The sequence below is a fragment of the Streptomyces sp. GC420 genome (assembly GCF_009916105.1).
In the GTDB taxonomy this organism is placed as follows: domain Bacteria; phylum Actinomycetota; class Actinomycetes; order Streptomycetales; family Streptomycetaceae; genus Streptomyces.
The window spans coordinates 1-20,649 of the sequence record NZ_JAAAXQ010000112.1 but is presented as its reverse complement, the minus strand read 5'-3'; the positions used below and the strand labels follow the sequence as shown (position 1 = coordinate 20,649).

The window sequence follows — 20,649 nt, the reverse complement described above, 5'->3', positions numbered from 1 at the left end:
CGGGGGGAGGAGCGTGGCGGCGGGGACCGGGCGGTCCGCGAGCTTGTGCATGAGGAGATCGACAGCGCGCGCCCCCACCTCCGCGGCGGGGATGGAGACCGAGGTCAGCGGGATGCGGGACTGCTCCGCGAGTTCGTCGGGGCAGATGGCCACGACGGACAGGTCCTCCGGCACCCGCATGCCCTCCTCGCGGAAGGCTTCGATCAGAGGTCCCAGCAGTGGCTCGTTGTGGATCACCACACCGCTCAGCGCGGGGTGCTCGCGCAGCAGTCGCCGCGCCAGGGCGCGCGCGGCCGCCGGGTCGGACTCGCACGGATGGACGGTCGAGGACAGCCCGACCCGGTCGGCGGCGGCCGTGAAGCCCTGGGCCACCCTGCGGGCGAACCCGGTCTCCCGCACGTACACCTCGGGCGGTGAGCCGATCAGTCCCACACAGCGGTGACCGAGCATGGCCAAGTGTTCGACGCAGGCCTCGCCGGCGGCCCGGAAGTCGAGGTCGATGCAGGTCAGCCCGGCCGGGTCGGCTGGGAAGCCGATGAGGACCGCGGGACGGTCCAGGGCGCGCAGCTGCGGCAGCCTGCGGTCGTGCAACTGCACGTCCATGACGACGAAGGCGTCGACGAGCGCGCTGTCCGCGACCCGCCGCACGCCGTCCTCCCCCTCTTCCCGGGTGAGGAGGAGGACATCGTGGTCGTGCTGCCGTGCGGCGGTGACCACGGACATGGCGAACTGCATGACCACGGGCAGGTGGATGCCGCTGCGTAAGGGCATCACGAGCGCCAGGACCTTCGACCGCGCGCTGGCCAGGGCACGTGCCCCGGCGTGCGGGCGGTAGCCGAGCTGGCGGATGCTGGTCTCGATGCGGCGTCTGGTCTCCTCCGATATGGGCCGCTTGCCGCTGAGCGCGTAACTGACCGTGCTGGGGGAGACCCCCGCGTGCTTCGCCACATCGGTGATCTTGACCACTGCCGTTTGTCCTCTCAGACGCCGTCGACGACCAGGTGCCAGGGCTTTCCTCCCGAGCCGTGCTCGCTCACCCGTACCGCGTCCCCGTCCCGTACGACGGTGAATACGGACGCCGTTCCCGTGGCGCTCGGCACCCGCACCGTCACCTCGGCCCCGTCCCGCAGGCCGTAGGCGTGGAGGGTGACCCCGTCCGCCCAGTCGTAGTCCGGGCGGTCGTCCACCGCGCCGACCGGGATCACCGCGCCGGGCCTGACCAGTACGGGGGCGCTGAGGAAGCCGTGCGTCTCGCGCACCCAGCGCGGGCCCGTGACCTGCTCACCGGTCGTGAAGTGCGTCCAGGTCCCGTCGGGCACGTAGTACGAGACCTCGCCGTCGTCCGAGAAGACGGGCGCGACCAGCAGGTCGGGGCCGAGCATGTACTGCCGCTCCAGGTGCGCGCAGGCCGGGTCGCCGGGGAACTCCAGTGCCATGGCCCGCATCATGGGCAGTCCCTCGGTGTGGGCCTGCCGCGCCACCTCGGCCAGGTAGGGCATCAGCCGCAGCTTGAGCCGGGTGAAGACCCGCAGCACGTCGACGGACTCCTCGTCGAAGAGCCACGGCACGCGGTACGAGGACGAGCCGTGCAGCCTGCTGTGCGAGGACAGCAGCCCGAAGGCGATCCACCGCTTGAACAGGGCCGGGTCCGGGGTTCCCTCGAAGCCGCCGATGTCGTGCGACCAGTACCCGAAGCCGGACAGCCCCAGTGACAGGCCGCCGCGCAGCGACTCGGCCATCGACTCGTACGTGGACTCGCAGTCGCCGCCCCAGTGCACCGGGAACTTCTGCCCGCCGGCGGTCGCCGACCGCGCGAAGACCACCGCCTCCCCCTCGCCGCGCTCGCGCCGCAGCAGCTCGAAGACGGTCTCGTTGTACAGCTGCGTGTAGTAGTTGTGCATCCGCTCCGGGTCGGAGCCGTCCGCGTACACGACGTCGGTGGGGATCCGCTCGCCGAAGTCGGTCTTGAAGCAGTCCACCCCCATGTCGAGGAGCCGCTTCAGCTTGCCCGCGTACCACTCACGGGCCTGAGGGTTGCTGAAGTCGACCAGTGCCATGCCGGGCTGCCACAGGTCCCACTGCCAGACGCCGCCGTCCTCCTTGCGCAGCAGGTAGCCGTGGTCGCGGCCCTCCGCGAAGAGGGGGGAGCGCTGCGCGATGTACGGGTTGATCCAGACGCAGATCCGCAGGCCCCGTCCCTTCAGCCGGCGCAGCATGCCCTCCGGGTCGGGGAAGACCCGGGGGTCCCACTCGAAGTCGCACCAGTTGAACTCGCGCATCCAGAAGCAGTCGAAGTGGAAGACGGAGAGCGGGAGTCCGCGTTCGGCCATGCCGTCGATGAAGGAGGTGACGGTCTCCTCGTCGTAGGAGGTGGTGAACGAGGTGGACAGCCACAGGCCGAACGACCAGGCGGGCGGCAGCGCGGGGCGGCCGGTCAGCGCGGTGTACTTGCGGAGGATCTCCTTGGGCGTGGGCCCGTAGATGACGTAGTAGACGAGCTGTTGGCTCTCGACGCTGAACTGCACCCGGGACACGGCCTCGGAGCCGACCTCGAACGACACCTTCCCCGGGTGGTCGACGAAGAGGCCGTAACCGCCGTCGGTGAGGTAGAACGGCACGTTCTTGTAGGCCTGTTCGCTGGAGGTGCCGCTGTCGGCGTTCCAGATGTCGACGGTCTGGCCGTTCTTGACCAGCGGGCCGAAGCGTTCGCCGAGACCGTAGACGCTCGTGCCGACGCGGAGGTTCAGCTGCTCGCGCAGGTAGTGGCCGCCGCCGGCGGTCTCCATGATGCCCATGCCCTTGACGCCGCTGCTGGTCAGCGTCCGCCCGCCGGCCCGGAAGTCCAGCTGCCAGGGGCCCTTGCGGCCGACCCGCAGCGACAGTTCGCCCGAGGTGAGGACGGCCTCGTCCCCGTCGTATGACGCCTCGGCGGTGAAGCCGTCCTGCCCGGAGAGCTCGAAGTGCGGGCCGGGGGCGGTGCCGCCGGAGAAGTGGGTGAGGCGCACGCCGATCACGTCCGGCATCGGGGAGGTGCAGGAGATCGTGACGACCGGCCCCTTGAGGAGGTCGCCGCGGTGGCGGATCGGCCGGGTCGGCGCGTGGATCTCCAGCGCGCCGGAACCCGTGGTGACGTCGAGCACCTCGACCGGATAGGCCGGGGTCACTCCCTCGCGCATCAGCCAGTAGCCGTCGGTGAACTTCATGCATCAGGCCTTTCGGCTCACTTGATCACTTGACCGCGCCCACGGCGATGCCGCGGGTGAGGGTCCGCTGGAAGAGCAGGAAGAAGACGATCGCCGGGAGCACGCCCAGCAGGGCGGCGGCGTTGGTCATCGTGGCGTCCATCAGCCGCTGGCCCTGGAGTACGCCGAGGGCCACCGAGACCGTCTGGTTGTCGTTGGAGATCAGCATGACCAGCGGCAGCAGGAACTCGTTCCAGGTCCAGATGAAGAAGAAGACCAGGAGCACGCCGATGGTGGGCCGGCTGACGGGCACGACGATCCGCCACAGGATCTGCCACTTGCCCGCCCCGTCGATCCTGGCCGCCTCGATGATCTCCCTGGGGAAGGAGCCCAGGACCGAGGAGAGCAGGTAGGTGCCGAACGCGGCCTGGATGACCGTGAAGACGATGATCACGCTCAGCCGGGTGTCGTAGAGGCCCGCCTCCTTGGACAGGTAGTAGACGGGGTAGACCAGGGCCTCCTGCGGCAGCATGTTGGCCAGCACGAAGAAGGCCAGCACATAGGGGCGGCCCTTGATCCTGCCGATGCCGATGGCGTACGCGTTGAGGACCGAGAGGACGACGGCGCCGAGAGCCACCGCGCCGCTGATCAGTACGGAGTTGAGGAGTTTCTGCCCGAAGTCGACGCGCTCCCAGAAGTCCTTGAGGCCGTCGAGGTAGAACCCCTCCGGCAGGCTCAGCGGGCCGTTGGCGCTGTACTCGGCGGGGGACTTGAAGGCGTTCAGCGTCACGATGAGGAAGGGCAGCACCATGAAGGCGGCGCCGACGCACATCGCGGCGAGTACGGGGTAACGGCGGATGGCGGTGGTCACCGGTCTTCGTCCTCCGCCCTTGTCTGCAGGCGCAGCCCGAACAGGGCCAGCGCGAGGATGAGTACCGTGAGCACGGTGGCGACCGCCGAGCCGTAGCCCACCTGGGTCTTCTCGAAGAAGTTCTGGAAGGAGAAGTAGGAGGGGACGTTGGTGGCCCCGCCGGGGCCGCCCTTGGTCAGGACGTAGATCGCGCCGAAGACCTTCAGCGCGGCGATGGTGCACCACACCAGGACGACGTAGATCTCGGGACGGATCTGCGGCAGTGTGATGTGCCAGAACCTGCGCCACCAGCCGGCGCCGTCCAGCTCCGCCGCCTCGTACAGGCCGGGGTCGACGCGCTGGAGACCCGCCATGAAGACGACCAGCGGGAAGCCGAGCTGCACCCACACCATCACAGCCATCACGCTGTAGAGCGCGATGTCGGGGTCGCCCAGCCAGTCCTGCTGGAGGGAGCCGAGACCGACGGCCTCCAGCAGCTCGTTCAGGGAGCCGCCCTCGGGGGCGAGGATCCAGGACCAGACGATTCCGGCGACGGCGATCGGCAGCACCTGCGGGAGGTAGAAGCAGGCGCGCAGCACGGCCGCCCAGCGGGAGCCGAAGTGCTTGCCGATGAAGTCGAAGATGACGGCGGCGACGACCAGTCCGAAGGCGGTCGGCAGCACCGCCATCGCGACGACCATGGAGAGGCTGTGCCGGAAGGACTCCCAGAAGGCGGAGTCCTGGGCGAGCGCCTTGTAGTTGTCGATGCCGGTCCAGTGCGGGGTGCCCACGCCCTGCCAGTCGGTGAAGCCGACGTACGTGTTCATCGCGAACGGGACGACGATGACGGCGAGGAAGGCGAGGGTGCCGGGGAGCAGGAAGGCGGCGTACGAGTCGCGGCGGTCGGGGCGGTGGCGGGGACCGCCGGTCCGCCGGGAGGCTCCCGCCCGGCGGACCGACGGCTGCTTGGCGACGGTGCTCACTGCTTCGGCGCGCCCGCGTCGTACGCCTTCTGCAGGGCGTCGAGGTATTCGCCGGTGGAGGCGCTGCCGGTGATGAGCCTCTGCGTCTCGGAGACGAGGACGTCGTAGAAGCCGGGGACCGGCCAGTCCGGGTAGAAGGCCAGACCGTCGTTCTCGGACAGGGTGTTGAAGTTCTCGATGAGGGTCTTCGACTGCTCGTCGGTGATCGCGGCGGGGTCCGCTGCGACCGGGACGCCGCCCTTGTTGCCGAGGATGTTCTGGATGTTCTTCTTCATCGTGATGTCGATGAAGTCGTAGGCCAGTTCCTTGTTCTCGGCCCCCTTGGGGACCACCCACAGGTTGCCGCCGGAGCCGAGAGTCAGCTTGGAGCCGGGCCACAGGAAGGTGCCCCACTCGAAGTCCTTGATCTCGCTCTGGAAGCGGCCGAACCACCAGCTGCCGGAGAACAGGATGGGGTACTTGCCTGAGATGAAGGCGACGCCGGCGTCCTCGGCCTTGGTGCCGCTGGAGTTCTTGGCGATGTAGCCCTTCTTCACCCAGTCGGCGAAGGTCTCGGCGGCGTAGGTCCAGGCCTCGTCGTGGAAGTCGGTCTTCCCCTTGTAGAGCTCGTAGGAGTCGACCCAGGAGCGGTCGGCCTTGGAGAGCGCGAGCTGGTAGACGTACTGGTGGGCGATGTACTCGGCGCCGGAGTTGTCGAGAGGGGTGACGCCCTTGGCCTTGAACGCGGCGAGCGCGTCGGTGAGTTCGGCGAAGGTGGTGGGGACCTCGACGCCGTGCTTGTCGAAGAGGTCCTTGTTGAAGTACGCCATCGTGTACTCGGCGTAGTTGGGGACGCCGTACCACTTGCCGGAGCCCATCACGCCCTGCGCGTCGTACATGCTGGTCGTCTTGACGCTGTCGCTGAGCCGCTTGTCCCAGCCGCGCGCGGTGGCCTCGGAGCTCAGGTCGGTCAGCAGCCCCTGCTTGGAGAGCAGGCCGGCGGTCGCGTTGCCCTTGTTGTACTCCATGAGGTCGGGCGCGTCGTCGGAGTTGAGGATCATCGGGGCGGTCTTCTGGATCTGCTCGAAGCCCTTCTCCTCGAACTCGACCTCGACGCCCGGGTGGGTCTTCTCGAACTCCTTGACGGCCTCCGCCCATGCCTGACCCATGGCGCTGTCGGGGCCCTCGTAGTGCCAGAGTCTGAGCGTCTTTCCGTCACCGGCGGCCGAGTCGTCCGAGCCGCCGCAGCCGCTCAGGGCCAGGGCCATGGCTCCCGCGAGGGCGGCTGCCAGCAGGCTCACGCCGCGCTTTTGTGCCTTGAACATCCGCTTCCTCCAGGAGAGTGGAATTCGGCGCAGGAATGGATCAATGGATCATGTGCAGCACACTTCTGGTGCTTCGTTCTGGTGATTCGAACCGCTTCGACGAAATCGTCGAAGCGCTTCGACGGGGAACGTAGGCCTGGGCCCCGGGTATGTCAATGGTGTTAACGAAATGCATGCTGGAGGCTCTGGGGGCCGCCGGTCAGTGCGGAAATGCGGATGTCCGGGGCGTCCGTGACGCACGGGACATGCCGGGCAGGGCGAGTGCGGCAAGGAGCAGCGCGAGCACGGCGGCGCCCAGCGGCACGGTGTAGGCCGCGGCCGCGCCCGCCTGCTCCACCAGGCGGCCGCCGGCCGCCGAGCCGGCCGCGATGCCGCCCAGCAGTCCGGTCACGGCGAGGGTCATGCCCTCGTTCAGCTGTGCCGGGGGCGTGAACCGCTGGACCAGAGTCATGCCGGTGACCATCGTCGGAGCCGTCGCCACGCCGGCGAGCAGCAGCGATCCGGCGAGGACGGGCAGTGATCCGCTGTCGGCCGATGCGGCCAGCAGTGGCAGGCCCATCAGAGCGGCCATGGCGGCGACGCACAGGAGCAGCCTGCGAGCGGCCGGGCCGGCGGGCTTCAACGCCCCGTACAGCAGGCCGGCGGCGCAGGAACCCGCCGCCTGGAGCGCGAGGACGGCGCCGGCCGCGGAGGTGCGGCCGTTCTCGTCGGCGTACGCGACGGTGACGACCTCCATGGAGCCGAACACGGCGCCCGTCGCGGCGAAGACGGCGAGCAGGGCGGCCATGCCGGGCCGCCGCAGCGGCGACCGGGGCCGGGGCGGGCGTCCGGTGCCGCCGCGCGTCGTGCTCGCGCTCGCGTCCGTGTTCGTGTTCGTGTCCGTGTTCGTGTCCTCATTTGTGTCCGTGTCCGTGTCCGTGTCCGTGTCCGTGTCCGTGTCCGTGCCCGTGCCCGTGCCCGTGCCCGTGCCCGTGCCGGTTTCCGTGTTCGCGTTCGCGTTCGCGACCGGTGGCTCGGTGTCGCGCCGCGCGGTGAAGAGCAGCACGCCGGTGAGGAAGAGGACGGCCCCCACGAGCGTGCCCGCCTCGGGGAAAAGGGCCCCGCAGAGCAGCGCGGCGAGTACCGGACCCAGCATGAAGCAGAGTTCGTCGGCGGCCTGCTCGAAGGAGTTCGCGGTGTGCAGCGCGGAGGGGTCGTCACGGTACAGGTGCGCCCAGCGCGCCCGCGACATGCCGCCGGTGTTCGGGGTGGTCGCGGTCATGGCGTACGCGGCGAACAGCGTCCAGTCGGGTGCGTCGAGGCGTACGCACAGCAGCAGCGCCAGTGAGCCGAGCACGGCGACCGCCGTCGCGGGCACCGCCACCCTCGCCTGCCCGTGCCGGTCGATCAGCCGCGCGGTGTACGGCGCCACGACGGCGGTCGCGGCGAGCCCGGTGGCGGTGACCGCCCCGGCGAGTGCGTAGCTGCCGCGCGAGCCGGCGATCATGATCACGGCGCTGATGCCGAACATGCCCATGGGGAGCCGCGCGATCAGATTCCCGATCGTGAACGCCGTGGTGCCGGGGAGCGCGAAGAGTCGCCGGTACGGGTTGCGTACGGCTGCGCGTCCCCGTTGACCGCCCCCGGCCCGCTCCCCGGCGGAGACCCCGACTCCGGAAGGGCCCCGGTGCCGGTGCTGGGCCTGTGCTTCTTCCTGCTCGCGGCGGGCTTCCGCATGGTCACCGCGGTGGGCCCCGGCCTGCTCGCCGGCCTCGGCCCTGCCTTCGGCCCCGGCGGGGTCCTCGGCTCGGGCCCGGCCGAGGCGGTGGGCGTCTGCCCGCTCGCGGACGTCGGCCTGGCCCGCGAGGGCGGGGCCGGTCTGCGCCGTGGTCGCGGCACAACCACCCGGGCCGGCCCGGTGCCCTGTGCCGCCTTGCCCTCGCTTCCCGGCCTCGCGCCCAGCCGCGTTCTCGTCCTGTCCTTCGAGCCGGCCTTGGGCTCCGGTCCCGTCCGCAGGCGCGGCGCCGGACAGGGGTTGGGGAGTGGCCCGAGGCGTAGTGTCCGGGCCGGGCCCAGTGTCGGTCTGCGGAGGACAGGTCGAGGGGGCGGCGCGGTCTCCGGGGGCCGCTGTGTCGGCCGCGTCGGACGTGCCGGATACGTTGGATGCATGGGACCTGCCGGACGTGCCGGGTGTGCCGGATGTTCCGGACGTGCCGGGCGGGCGCGTGGCGGCCCGTCGCGCGGGCCGGGAGCCGCCGCCCGCCCGCCGCCCGGTCGGTGGCCTGGGCGTGGCGACCAGGGTGCTGCCGGAGACGGCCAGGATCAGCGGGGCGGGAGAGTAGTCGGTGGGCATGTCTTCACCCTCGGCGGCGGACCCCGGCGCGGTCCAACACCTGGTCAGCAGCCATTCACGCGCTTCTGTTGTCAATCCCGGCACGGGCGGTGCCCGGCGAAGTCCGGTGCGGGCCGGCGGCGGCGCCCTCTGAGCGAGGGGGCCGTCTCGATCACGTACGGACGGTCCGCATGGACGGGGACCGGCCACGACGGACCCCGCGGATGACGCACCGGATCTCCGGCGGAGCGCTTAGCCTTCCGGCCGTGCCCCGAGACCTCGATCCCCGCCTGCTCCGCGCCTTCGCCGCCGTGGCCGAAGAGCTGCACTTCACCCGGGCCGCCGCGCGCCTCTACACCGCGCAGCAGGCGCTCAGCCGTGACATCCGGCGCCTGGAGCGGGAGCTGGGCGCCGAGCTGTTCGTCCGCACGACGCGGCAGGTCGTCCTCACCCCCGAGGCCGAGCGGCTGCTGCCCTACGTACGCAGGGTGCTGGCCGCGCACGACGAACTCGACGCCGCCCGCTCTTCCCGTGAGAAGCGGCCGCTGCTCGTCGACGTGGGGGCCCGGGTGGGCACCGGTTACGAGGTGCTGCGGGCGGCCAGGGCCGAGGCTCCCGACATCGAGTTCGTGGCCCGGTTCCACAGCGGACTGACCGGGGCCGCGGCCGAGATCCTGGCCGGGCGGCTCGACGTGTCGTTCGGCCGGGTGGCCGGGCTCGACCCGGCGGTGCTTGCCCGCCTCGGGCATCTCCCCGTGCGTTTCGAGCGGATGGCGGTGCTGCTTCCCGCGAGTCATCCCCTCGCCGCCCGCGAGGAGGTCCCGCTCGACGCCCTCAAGGGTGAGACCCTCTACGCCGCCGCGGGCAATCCGTCCACAGCGGAGTGGACGGATCTGGCCACCCGGCTTCTCGCCGGGCGCGGCATCCGTCTGGCCGACCCCTTCCCGGAGATCGACGGCGCCGAGGAGTTCGTACGCATCGTCGGCCGGCGCGGCTGGTCGGTCCTGGCCAGCACGGAGTTCATCGAGATGCCGGGAATGGTGCTCCGGCCGATCGTGCGGCCGGTGCCGCTCTCGCCGGTCTCCCTGGTGTGGAGCCGTGGCCTTCGTCACCCCGGTTTGCGTGTTTTGCGAGAAGTGGCGGACCGGTCTTCGCGACAATTCGGCTGGCTGGAGCGTTCCGCCGGCGCCTGGCTGCCCGACGAGGACGCTCGGCTGATGCTTCCTGCATGCTGAGAAGAACCGGACACCGCACGCAAGGCGGGTGCGCGTGCGCTACATTCGACGCCCGGGCACGTGTGGTCAAGGGGGCGCTCGGATACGGGTGGGGGCCCGGTCCGACGGCAAGTGTCCGGAACGTCGCGCGCACCCGGTTATTGGTCAGGGGGGTGTGCAGCAACATGGAAATCTGGCGGAAAACAGACGTGGCCACGAGGCGTGTCGATGACTCAGCCGACGACGCCTACGAGGCGGCCGGCGCCGGCAATCCGCACGAGGCGACCTACGCCGACGAGATGACCATCCAGCTGGAGGGCGTCGGCCGGACGCTCGGAAATCTTCCGCCGGTTCCGGGTGGTAGTCCTGAGGGCGCCGACGGCCCGGTCTTCGTGGACGAGAGCGGCAACCGCAGGCGCAAGCTGCGCCGCGTCGGCATATTCTTCGGCGTCGTATTCGGCTGCTATGCCGTGGTGCTCGTCTTCTCCCTGCTCGGCGGCAACGCGAGCGCGCCCTGGCTCGGCATACCCGGCCAGGAGGAGAAGAACGCCGACACCGTCGAGCCCGCACCGAGCGGTTCCGTCCCGCTGAGCCCCGGTGTCACGCCTTCCCTGAGCCCCGGCGTGACGCCCACCGTCTCCAACGGCGTCACCGTGACACCCAGCGGCAGTGTCGCCGGCAGCGGCCCGGCCACCGAAAAGGAGACGAAGAACCCCGCCCCCTCCAAGTCGACGGCCGACGGCACCGGCGGGACAGGCTCCGATCCCGATCCTGTGGACCCGGACCCGACCGAGTCCACCGCGGGTCCGGTCGACCCGGTCGACCCCGTGGAGCCCTCCGCCTCCACGAGCGAAGAGCCGACCCCCGACCCCAGCGACGAAATCTCCGGTGGCGCCGCCGCCCAACTCGTGTCGGAAGGCGGACAGTAAGACATGGCGCGAAGCTCCAGGGCCAAGGTGCGGCGCCGTCGGCTGCCCCTGCGCTACCTGCTCCCCTCGCTCTTCCTCATGGCACTTCTCGCCATGCTCATGCTGCGTGGATACGTGCACAGCGAGATCCTGGCCGACCACCGGGTGCGCGAGCCCGCCCCCACCGACCTCGTGCCGGAGGACATCCTGAGCGGCGGGCCCGTCCTCGACGCCCGCGGCACCAAGGCCAAGACCCTCGGCATACCCGAGGGCAGGCTCGTACTGACCTTCGACGACGGCCCGGACCCGACGTGGACGCCGAAGGTCCTCGACAAGCTCGCCGAGTACGACGCGCACGCCGTTTTCTTCATCACCGGCACCATGGCCTCGCGCCACCCCGACCTCGTCGAGCGGATGGTGAGCGAGGGCCACGAGATCGGGCTGCACACCTTCAACCACCCCGACCTGTCGTTCCAGACCGAGGGGCGCATCGACTGGGAGCTGTCCCAGAACCAGCTCGCCCTGGCCGGTTCCGCCGGAATCCGCACATCCCTCTTCCGCCCGCCGTACTCCTCCTTCTCCGACGCGCTGGACAACAAGTCCTGGCCGGTCGCGAAGTACATCGGCGGCCGCGGATACATCATCGCGTTCAACACCGCCGACAGCCGCGACTGGGCCAAGCCCGGAGTGGACGCCATCGTCCGCAACGTGACCCCCAAGAACGAGGGTGACGGCGCGATCGTGCTGATGCACGACTCCGGTGGTGACCGCTCGCAGACCGTGGCCGCGCTGGACCGGCTGCTGCCCGAACTGCAGAACAAGGGCTACAAGTTCGCCAACCTCACCGAGGCCCTGAACGCACCCAGCGCGCACACCACCGTCACCGGCCCGGAGCTGTGGAAGGGCAAGGCCTTCGTCGCGGCCGTCTCCGTCTCCGAGAACGTCACCCGCGTCCTCGTCGCCGGCCTTGCCGTCATCGGTGTCCTCGTCATCGCCCGCTTCGGCCTGATGCTGCTCCTGTCCGCGCTGCACGCCCGCCGCGTCCGGCGCAAGGACTTCCGCTGGGGCGACCCGGTCACCGGACCGGTCTCCGTCCTCGTGCCCGCGTACAACGAGGCGAAGTGCATCACCAACACGGTGCGCTCCCTCATGCAGAGCGACCACCCCATCGAGATCATCGTCATCGACGACGGCTCCAGCGACGGAACCGCCGACATCGTCGAGTCGATGGGCATACCCAACGTGCGGGTGATCCGCCAGGCCAACGCGGGAAAGCCCGCGGCGCTCAACAACGGCCTGCGCAACGCCCGGTACGGCATCGTCGTGATGATGGACGGCGACACGGTCTTCGAGCCCTCCACGATCCGCGAACTCGTCCAGCCCTTCGCCGACCCGCGGGTCGGCGCGGTCGCCGGCAACGCCAAGGTCGGAAACCGCGACTCGCTCATCGGCGCCTGGCAGCACATCGAATACGTGATGGGCTTCAACCTCGACCGCCGCATGTACGACGTGCTGGGCTGCATGCCCACCATCCCGGGTGCCATCGGCGCCTTCCGCCGCGACGCGCTGCGCCGTATCGGCGGGATGAGCGAGGACACCCTCGCCGAGGACACCGACGTCACCATGGCACTGCACCGCGAGGGCTGGCGGGTGGTGTACGCCGAGAAGGCCCGCGCCTGGACCGAGGCACCGGAGACGGTCCAGCAGCTCTGGTCGCAGCGCTACCGCTGGTCGTACGGCACGATGCAGGCCATATGGAAGCACCGCAGGGCCCTCATCGAGAGCGGACCCTCCGGGCGCTTCGGACGTGTCGGGCTCCCCTTCGTGTCGCTGTTCATGGTCGTGGCGCCGCTGCTGGCCCCGCTCATCGACGTGTTCCTGCTCTACGGACTGATCTTCGGCCCCACCGAGAAGACGGTCATCGCGTGGCTCGGCGTCCTGGCCATCCAGGCCGTGTGCGCCGCGTACGCCTTCCGGCTCGACCGCGAGTCGATGCGTCACCTGATCTCGCTGCCCCTCCAGCAGATCCTCTACCGGCAGTTGATGTACGTCGTACTGCTGCAGTCCTGGATCACCGCGCTGACCGGCGGCCGGCTCCGCTGGCAGAAGCTGCGCCGCACGGGCGCCGTCGAGTCGGCGCCCGTGGAGACCGGCGCGGTACGGAGGAACGAGAAGAGGCCCGTCGCGTGACGCACAGCCCCACCACAGGTTTCCCGGACGCCGCCGGTTCCGTCCCGGCGCCGGCGCCCGCCCCCGACCGCGCCGCCCCCGCGCGCACCGCTCCCGGCCGCGACCGCTACCTGGACCTGCTGCGTTCCATCGCCCTGGTCCGTGTCGTCGTCTACCACATCTTCGGCTGGGCCTGGCTGACCGTCCTGTTCCCCTCGATGGGGGTGATGTTCGCCCTCGCCGGGTCCCTGATGGCCCGCTCGCTCGCCCGCCCCGCGCTGGGCGTGATCCGCAGCCGTGTCCGCCGTCTGCTGCCCCCGGTATGGGTGTTCAGCGCCGTCATGCTGACCATGCTCTTCGCGGCGGGCTGGAAGCCGGTCAAGGAGGAGGGGATCTGGTGGTTCGTCTCCCTGGCGAACTACATCGTCCCCGTCGGCGCCCCGCCGTTCCCGTGGCTCATCGGGGACAAGGCGGGCCTGCTGGAGGACACCTGGGCCGTCCAGGCCCTCGGTCCCCTCTGGTACATCCGTGCCTACCTGTGGTTCGTGCTCCTCTCGCCGCTCATGCTGTGGCTGTTCCGCCGCTTCCCCTGGCCCACGCTGCTCGCGCCGCTGGCACTCACCGCGGTCGTCGGCACGGACCTGGTCAAGATCCCCGGTGAGACGGGCAACGCCGTCACCGACTTCGCGGCGTACGGGGCCTGCTGGATGCTGGGCTTCGCCCACCACGACGGGCTGCTCAAGCAGGTGCCGCGCTACCTGCTCATCTCCTGCTCGGCCCTGGTCATGGCCTTCGGCCTGTGGTGGGCCTCCAACCACCTCGGTCCGGACGGCTGGGACCTCAACGACATCCCGCTGGCCCAGGCGACCTGGTCCTTCGGCTTCGTCGTGCTCCTGCTCGTCTACTCACCGTCCTGGCAGCAGCTCCCCGGCCGGCTCGCCAAGTGGGACAAGCTCGTCACGCTCTCCAACAACAGGGCCGTGACGATCTACCTGTGGCACAACACCCTGATCATGGCCACCATCCCGCTCCTCGACCTGCTCTGGGACGTCCCCTTCGTGTACACGCACCTGGAGGGTTTCTTCGAGGCGACCTACACCACGTGGATGTTCGTGCTGGTCTGGCCGCTGATCGGCCTGATGATCCTCGCCGTCGGCTGGATCGAGGACCTGGCGGCCAAGCGCAGCCCCCGCCTGTGGCCGGACGGCAGCCGCTCCACCCGCCGCCGCCCGGCGGGAGCCCACGGCCGCTGACACCCTGGCCTTTGAGCGCCCCGCCCGGTGCCGCCCGGCCGGGGTGCCCGGAGGCCGGTGCGCGGTACCGAGGTGCCCAGCGGCGGGGGTCGGCGCGGAGGGAGACCGCCTCCGTTGCAGTCCCCCTCCGTGGCCGAGGCCGACGCGGGGTGCTGGAAGACACGTGGCGGGTCATCCGCCGGCGCACCCGCCACCGCGGCTGACTCTCTGCGGCTGTGGGCCGCGCCAGTACGGGCGAGGCATCCAGCCTTGTCTACGCGAAGGCCTTGGCACCTCATGGGCCACCAAGGGGGCTCATATCCACATCGGGAAGAATGAGGTAAGGATCTTTCCGAATGGTCAGCGGGATTGGTGCTGAGGGTATTCGCCTTCGGTGCGGGACGGCTAGTCCGAAAGAGGTCCAGAAGGTTCTGGACGAGATCCATTCGAATCCGAGCCTAAGGGCCGACATCATCGATAAGGCCAAGTCGGCTCGCGCCGGTATGAATGCTGGAGAGTTTGGTATGCAGCCCAATCGGGCAGCCGAGATACACTTCCTCATCAAGGCGTTGGATAAGATGGGGTGACCAATCCGTCCTTGAAGTCGGTGTCAGGATAGAAGGGACGCGGATGTGGGCGGTTCTGCCGCGCAGCGGCGCCTTCGCGTACGGCGAGGGAACGGGGTGAGGGAGAGGCTGCGGGTCGCAGGGTGAGGGCGGTTTCCTGCTCGTCGGCGGCGCTGAGGAACGCGGCCTCTGCGCCGGTGAGGTCGCTGGCCGTGAAGGCGGGTGCTCCGGCGCGAGACGGCGGAGGTGGAACGCGCCCTTGCCGCCCAGGCTGCCTGCGAGGCCCGCCGCGAACTCGCCACCGAACACGCCGTCTGCAGTCACGACCTCAAGGAGAACCGATGAATCACAGCAAAAGGAGGACCCGCCGCCACCCGTCGGCTGACCGGCGAACACCTCGACGCCGACCCCGAGTACGACCGCGTCCACGAAGAAGCCGGCCTGGCCATGACGCTGGGCAAGGCCGTCCACGACCGGCGCAAGCAACTCGGACTGAGCGAGGCCGACCTGGCCGAGCGCCTGCACACCACGCTTGGCCCGCGCCCTGGACCTCTCGGTCGACATGCACCTTGCTCCCGGGGCTGACCCCACCGTCACCATCGCCACACCGGCTCCCTGAGCGCGTGACCTGACCAGCGGTCAGCATCGTGGCCGACGTCGGGCTCAGCCCACGCGCAGGGTGCGCTTCGCCAGTTCGAAGGCCGGGAGCATCTCCTTGTGCTCCTCCGTGTCCAGGCCGCCGAGGTGGAGGACGACCGGGCCGGTCGGGGTGGTGACGGCGAGGGCGGTTTCCTGCTTGGGCTCGTCGGCGGTGCTGAGGTAGACGACCTCGGCGCCGACGAGGTCGCCGGCCGTGAACTCGGAGTACTTCTCCTTGCTGATGCCCGTCTCGTCCCCCAGGAACGCTTCGAGGACGTCGCGCGGCGAGTCGTCGGTGCGCTCGCCCGTCCAGACGCGGAGGAAGCCGATGTTCCCGGCGGGCTTGGCGTCGATCTCGCAGACGAGGGTGACCGAGCCCTGGCGCAGCAGGATTTCGCCGAGTTCGCTGTCGGGGTCCGTGTCGACGGCCTCGGCCTTCCAGGACTTGGCGAGGCCGAAGGTGACCGGCAGTTCGCAGGGGGAACCGGAGCCCCCGATGGAGCCTCCGCGCGCGGCGGCCGTGTCCGTGGCCTCCGCGGCCGCCGAGGTGCCCTTGGTGCCGGACGGCTTCGGGTCCGCGCCGGTCTCCGATGACGACGAGCAGGCCGTCAGGACTCCGATCAGCGCGGCCGTTCCCGCCGCACCGCGCACCGCATACCTCGCTCGCACCGGACGAGCCTCCTCTCGCGCAGGGACGCAGGGACGATCACCGTACCGGAGCCGTGCCGGACGACCCCGGCGGCCGAGCGCACGGCCGCCGTGACGCGGTGAAGCCCCGCCGGACGTCCGGCGGGGCAGTGGCCGCCCCCCGTAGGCGGTCACTGCCCCGGACTGCGAACCCCGTGCGGTGTCAGAAGTCGCAGGTGGGTACGCCGTCCAGCCAGGCCGGGCCCTGGATGTAGATGTTGGTGACCCAGGCCTTGTAGTCCGGCAGGTACGACCAGGCGTCGTTGGTGTACCCGTCGGCGGTGACCGGTTCGGCGTGCTTCTGGCACTGGACGCGGATCGTCGTCGGGCCGGGGAAGGCGTAGACGCGGGCGGCCGAGACGGACGGCTTCGCCTTGGTCCAGACGCCGGTGCCCCAGGTCTTGAAGACGTGCCCGGTCACCGGGCCGGTGTTGACGCGGAGTGCCCCGTAGTAGCTGCTGTTCAGGCGGACGTCGCTGACCATGATCTTGGTGCCGGACTGCTTGGCCTCCACCATCTTGCCCGCGCCGAGGTAGATGGCGATGTGCTTGAGATCGGCGGAGGTGCCCCAGGCGAGGAGGTCTCCCGGGAGCAGCGGGGCGAGGCCCTGGGCGGCGGTGAAGCGTTCGGCGGCGCGGTGCGTGTAGTACTGCGCGCTGGCGTCCCCGTTGAGGATGTCCGAGCCGGCGGCCTGCGCGTAGGCGTGGCGGACCAGGCCCGAGCAGTCGAAGCCCAGCCGCTCCGGGTCGTGTTCGCTGGCCGGGTCCTCCGGGTCCACCTTCCCGTAGGTCGGACCCGGCTGCGGACCGTGGCCGCCGCCCCACGTGTACCAGGTGCCCGCCGCGACGTGCTCGCACGCGGCGGCGATGGCGCGCTGGGCTGCCGCCGAGGCTCCCGGCGCCAGCGGGGCGCACTCGGCGGCCGCGGCCGCACGCGCGGCCGGGGCCGACAGCGCGGCGGCGGAGGCCCAGGCGGCGGGTGCCCAGAGGAGGAGGGCGGACAGTAACCCGGCGAGTACGGCGGTGAGCGAGGTGGTGAGGGTGCCGGTAAGGCCCGGTCGGCGATGGCCGGGAGTCGGGTGAGTCATGTGAGTCCCCGTTTCGTGGTGCGTGGACGGACAGTGAGAGAAACGTGCGTGCACGTTGGGCGGGCTGGTTGCGTCCGGTCCGTGCAACAGGCCGCCGACAGCAGCCTGACGGGCCGTCGTCCCGCGCGTCGAGGATCCGGCGGCGCCCCGTCCGAACGGGCAACGGGCAACACCCGGGAAACCCCCGCCGAGCAGGGCTGCTCCGAACCCGCCGAGCACCCGGCCTCCGCGGCGCCCGCACTGCCCGGCGGTCGCACCGACGCCGGCACCCCGCACTGCCCTGCGGTCACGGTGCCGGGCGGTCACGGCGGCGTCGTACGGTCACGGCCGGGCGCAGCCGTCGGCGAAGGACACGGGCAGACCGGGCATGAGCGTCTCCCGTTCCGCGGGCCGGATGTCTTCGCGCAGCCGGCAGATCTCCGCCAGCCGCGCCCCGACGTCCAGGTCCCACAGCCGCACCGTGCCGTCGTTGCTGCTGCTTGCCACCGTCCGCCCGTCCGGCGCGAAGTCCACACCCCGCACCGCGTTCGCGTGGCCCGTCAGCGTGGCCCACGCGCGCCGGCCGGCCACGTCCCACAGCCGCACCGTACGGTCGTTGCCGCTGCTGGCGAGGGTCTGGCCGTCAGGCGCGAAGCCGAGGCCCCGTACGGAGCCCGTGTGACCGGTCAGCGTCGCCGTGTGCCGGTGCCGCCGCGCGTCCCACAGGCGTACGGTCCCGTCGTTGCCGCTGCTGGCGACGGTCCGCCCGTCCGGGCTGAAGGCCACGCCCTGCACCGCGCCCGTGTGGCCGGTGAGTTCGACCGGCCTCCGGCGCCCGGTGAGGTCCCACAGGCGTACGGTCAGGTCGTCCCCGGCACTCGCGAGGGTGCGCCCGTCGGGGCTGAACGCGACGTCGTTGGCGAAGTCCGTGTGGCCGGCGAGCTTGGTGAGTTGGCGCCGTCCGGCGACGTCCCACAGACGGACGGTGCGATCCGCGCCGGCCGATGCCACGGTCCGCCCGTCGGGGGCGAACGCCACCGCGAACACGTCCCCTTCGTGTCCGGTGAGGGTGGCGAGGCTGCGGCGCGCGGCCACGTCCCACAGGCGGACGGTGCCGTCGGAGCCCGCCGAGGCCAGCGTCCGGCCGTCCCGGTCGAAGGCCACCGAGAACACCGACCCGCGGTGACCGGGGAGCGTCGCCAGGACCCTGCGCCGTGCCACGTCCCACAGCCGCACCGTGTGATCGGCGTCGGCGGTGGCCAGCAGCCTTCCGTCCTTGCTGTACGCCGCCTGCCAGATCTCGGTGAACGGCCGCGGGGTCAGGGCCGCGGCGCGCAGGTCCCACAGCACCACGGTCTTGTCGAACCCGGCGGTGGCGAGCACCGTGCCGCCGGAGCCAACGGCCACCCCGAGCACATAGTCGGTGTGTCCGGCGAGCGTGGTGGTCAGCCGGCCGGCGCGCACGTCCCACAGCCGGGTGGTGCCGTCGCCGCCCGCGCTGACGACCGTGGTCCCGTCGGGCGTGTACGCGAGCCCGTTGACGTCGTCGCTGTGCCCGGTCAGCGTCGCTTTCGTACGGCTCTCCTCCATGTCCCACAGCCGTACGGTCCGGTCGCCGCCGCCGGTCGCGAGAGTCCGGCCGTCCGGGGCGAACGCCGCGCCCAGCACCTCGTCGGTGTGCCCCTTGAGGACGGAGAGCGGGCGGGCGCGCACCGGGTCCCAAAGCCGTACGGTCCCGTCGGCGCCGGCCGAGACGAGGGTCCGGCCGTCCGGCGCGTACGCCAGGCAGTTGACCCTCCCGACGTGTCCGAGGAGGGGCTCGAGGGGCCGGGGCTCCGGACGGTCCCGTGAGTCCCCGCGGTCCCGGGGGCCTCCGCGATCCCGGGACGTGTCCCACAGGTGTACCGTCCCGTCGGCCCCCGCGGTGGCGAGCGTCCGGCCGCCGGGGTCGAAGGCCACTGCCCTGGCGCCCTCGGTGAGCGCGGGCAGGACCACCTCCGTACGGTCCCCGGCGGTGTCCCACAGGCGTACCGGCCCCTTGGTGGAGGTGGCGGCGAGCGTCCGGCCGTCGGGGCTGAAGGCGACCGAGCGCACGCGTCCGGGGACGGTGAACCGCGCGGTCGTACGGCGGTCCGCCACCCGCCGGAGGGTCACCGTCCCGTCGGAACCGGCCGTCGCGAGCGTTCGGCCCCCCGGTGCGAAGGCCACCGCGTTGACGGGCCCCTCGTGCCCGCGGAGCCGGGCGGAGAACGGCTGGGACTGGGTGCTCAGGAGCGCGCCGCGCGCCTCGGTCGTCGCCTCGGCGCGGTACGCCTCCTCGGCGAGCAGCATCGAGGACTCCGGCTGCCCGGAGGCCAGCGACGTGGACTGCACGGCGAGCGCCCGCGACCGCGCGACGCGTTCCTGGTCGAGCGCGCCCTCGCGCTGCTGGTAGGCCAGGCCCCCGGCGGTCAGGGCGAACAGCAGCAGGACGACGAGCGCGGCCAGCATCCGCTGCTGGAGCCTTACCTGGCGCTTGGTCTGCTGCTCCCGGCTCTCCTCCTCGGCCCGGCTCGCCCGCAGGAACGCCTCCTCCCGGGGGCCGAGCCGGCTGCGGCCGTCCGACCCGTCCAGCCCGCCCCGCTCGGCGGCCCAGGAGCGTACGGTGTGCAGCCGGGTGCCGCGGTAGAGGAGGGACGGGTCCCGGTCCTCGCGCTCCCATTCCTCGGCCGCGAGGGTCAGCTGCTGGTGGATCAGCAGCCCGGCCCGGTCGGCGTCGATCCAGCCGCGCAGCCGCGGCCAGGCGTCCAGCAGGGCCTCGTGGGTGATCTCGACCGTGTCGCTGTCGATGGTGATCAGCCGGGCGCGTACGAAGGCGTCGAGGGCCGCCGCGGCGCCGTCCGCGTCCGCAAGCTGCTCCATCTGCTCCGTCAGGGCGGTCCTGCTCATGCGTCGCCGCGTCGCCCCGGCCGTCGCCCCGGCGCCCTCGGTGACATGGACCAGCCGCACCAGGATGCGGCGGATCGTCCGCTGCTCGGCCGGGTACAGGCGGGCGAAGACGTCCTCGGCGGTGCGGGCGACCGCGCCCCGGATCCCGCCGGTGCGCTCGTACCCGGCGACGGTCAGGGTCGAGCCCTCGCGCTGCTGCCAGGTGGCCATCAGGGCATGGGACACCAGGGGGAGCACACCGGACAGCGTGTCGTCGGGCGCGGTCGCCGGGGACGGGGCCGCCCCGGTTGCCGCCCGCGCCGGTCCCGCACCCGCTGCTCCTGCACCCGTCGGGCCCGGCTGCGCCGGTTCCGCTCCCGCCCCCGCCGGGTCGTCGCGGAGCCCGGCGTCCCGCAGGAGGAGGGGGACGAGGCCGGGTTCGAGCGTCACGCCTCCGAGTTCCGCCGGGCGGGTGATCGACTCCCGCAGCTCCGCCACGGACATCGGGGGCAGCACGAACAGCCCGTCGGTGAAGACCGGGGCCAGCTCGGGGAAGTCCAGGCAGTTCCCGGAGAAGTCGGCCCGCAGGCCGAGCACCACGACGGCGCTGTCGACCGGCCCGCCCGCCACT

Annotated in this window: 15 protein-coding genes; 6 read left to right on the top strand and 9 right to left on the bottom strand. The window is 71.3% G+C overall.

The window, feature by feature from the left end:
* The 6 genes from GUY61_RS16260 to GUY61_RS16235 form a co-directional block, all read right to left on the bottom strand.
* A partial coding sequence (locus GUY61_RS16260; RefSeq protein WP_313896690.1) for a LacI family DNA-binding transcriptional regulator occupies positions 1-966 on the bottom strand: 966 nt, incomplete at its 3' end.
* 14 nt (positions 967-980) lie between these two features.
* Positions 981-3,203 carry an alpha-xylosidase gene (yicI, locus tag GUY61_RS16255; RefSeq protein WP_166630884.1) on the bottom strand — a complete coding sequence of 741 codons (2,223 nt, stop codon included), beginning with the start codon at positions 3,201-3,203 and terminating at the stop codon, positions 981-983.
* 25 nt (positions 3,204-3,228) lie between these two features.
* Positions 3,229-4,053 carry a carbohydrate ABC transporter permease gene (locus GUY61_RS16250; protein WP_166630883.1) on the bottom strand — a complete coding sequence of 275 codons (825 nt, stop codon included), beginning with the start codon at positions 4,051-4,053 and terminating at the stop codon, positions 3,229-3,231.
* On the bottom strand, positions 4,050-5,015 hold the full coding sequence (locus GUY61_RS16245) for a carbohydrate ABC transporter permease (protein WP_166630882.1): 966 nt from the start codon (positions 5,013-5,015) through the stop codon (positions 4,050-4,052). Before GUY61_RS16245 ends, GUY61_RS16250 begins: the two co-directional genes overlap by 4 nt.
* Positions 5,012-6,319 carry an extracellular solute-binding protein gene (locus GUY61_RS16240; protein ID WP_166630881.1) on the bottom strand — a complete coding sequence of 436 codons (1,308 nt, stop codon included), beginning with the start codon at positions 6,317-6,319 and terminating at the stop codon, positions 5,012-5,014. Before GUY61_RS16240 ends, GUY61_RS16245 begins: the two co-directional genes overlap by 4 nt.
* Positions 6,320-6,518: 199 nt before the next feature.
* The gene (locus GUY61_RS16235) at positions 6,519-7,862 is read right to left on the bottom strand and encodes an MFS transporter (protein ID WP_166630886.1); all 1,344 of its coding nucleotides are present in this window, start codon (positions 7,860-7,862) and stop codon (positions 6,519-6,521) included.
* A gap of 1,034 nt (positions 7,863-8,896) precedes the next feature.
* On the opposite strand from GUY61_RS16235, the gene GUY61_RS16230 reads away from it, so the two are divergent.
* The 6 genes from GUY61_RS16230 to GUY61_RS41180 all read left to right on the top strand — a co-directional run bounded on the left by GUY61_RS16230 (position 8,897) and on the right by GUY61_RS41180 (position 15,064).
* Positions 8,897-9,865, top strand: coding sequence for a LysR family transcriptional regulator (locus GUY61_RS16230; protein ID WP_313896689.1), 969 nt, complete (start codon positions 8,897-8,899; stop codon positions 9,863-9,865).
* Between the two features lie 188 nt (positions 9,866-10,053).
* The gene (locus GUY61_RS16225; protein ID WP_166630879.1) at positions 10,054-10,773 is read left to right on the top strand and encodes a hypothetical protein; all 720 of its coding nucleotides are present in this window, start codon (positions 10,054-10,056) and stop codon (positions 10,771-10,773) included.
* Positions 10,774-10,776: 3 nt separating this feature from the next.
* On the top strand, positions 10,777-12,942 hold the full coding sequence (locus GUY61_RS16220) for a bifunctional polysaccharide deacetylase/glycosyltransferase family 2 protein (RefSeq protein WP_166630878.1): 2,166 nt from the start codon (positions 10,777-10,779) through the stop codon (positions 12,940-12,942).
* A complete protein-coding gene (locus tag GUY61_RS16215) occupies positions 12,939-14,174 on the top strand; it encodes an acyltransferase (RefSeq protein ID WP_313896688.1) in 1,236 nt (411 codons plus the stop codon). Before GUY61_RS16220 ends, GUY61_RS16215 begins: the two co-directional genes overlap by 4 nt.
* A 335-nt stretch (positions 14,175-14,509) precedes the next feature.
* Entirely contained in the window at positions 14,510-14,740 is a 231-nt protein-coding gene (locus GUY61_RS16210; RefSeq protein ID WP_166630877.1) for a hypothetical protein, read from the top strand.
* Between the two features lie 201 nt (positions 14,741-14,941).
* Positions 14,942-15,064 (top strand): hypothetical protein, encoded by a 123-nt coding sequence (locus GUY61_RS41180; RefSeq protein ID WP_279576808.1) that lies wholly within the window; start codon positions 14,942-14,944, stop codon positions 15,062-15,064.
* 318 nt (positions 15,065-15,382) lie between these two features.
* On the opposite strand, the gene GUY61_RS16195 is transcribed toward GUY61_RS41180, so the two are convergent.
* The 3 genes from GUY61_RS16195 to GUY61_RS16185 form a co-directional block, all read right to left on the bottom strand.
* Positions 15,383-16,027: a lipoprotein gene (locus GUY61_RS16195; protein WP_166630876.1), complete on the bottom strand. Its 645-nt coding sequence runs from the start codon at positions 16,025-16,027 to the stop codon at positions 15,383-15,385.
* A 181-nt stretch (positions 16,028-16,208) separates the two neighbouring features.
* On the bottom strand, positions 16,209-17,132 hold the full coding sequence (locus GUY61_RS16190) for a C40 family peptidase (RefSeq protein ID WP_166630875.1): 924 nt from the start codon (positions 17,130-17,132) through the stop codon (positions 16,209-16,211).
* Positions 17,133-17,453: 321 nt separating this feature from the next.
* Positions 17,454-20,649: WD40 repeat domain-containing protein (locus GUY61_RS16185; RefSeq protein WP_166630874.1), on the bottom strand; the 3,196-nt coding region annotated here is incomplete at its 5' end.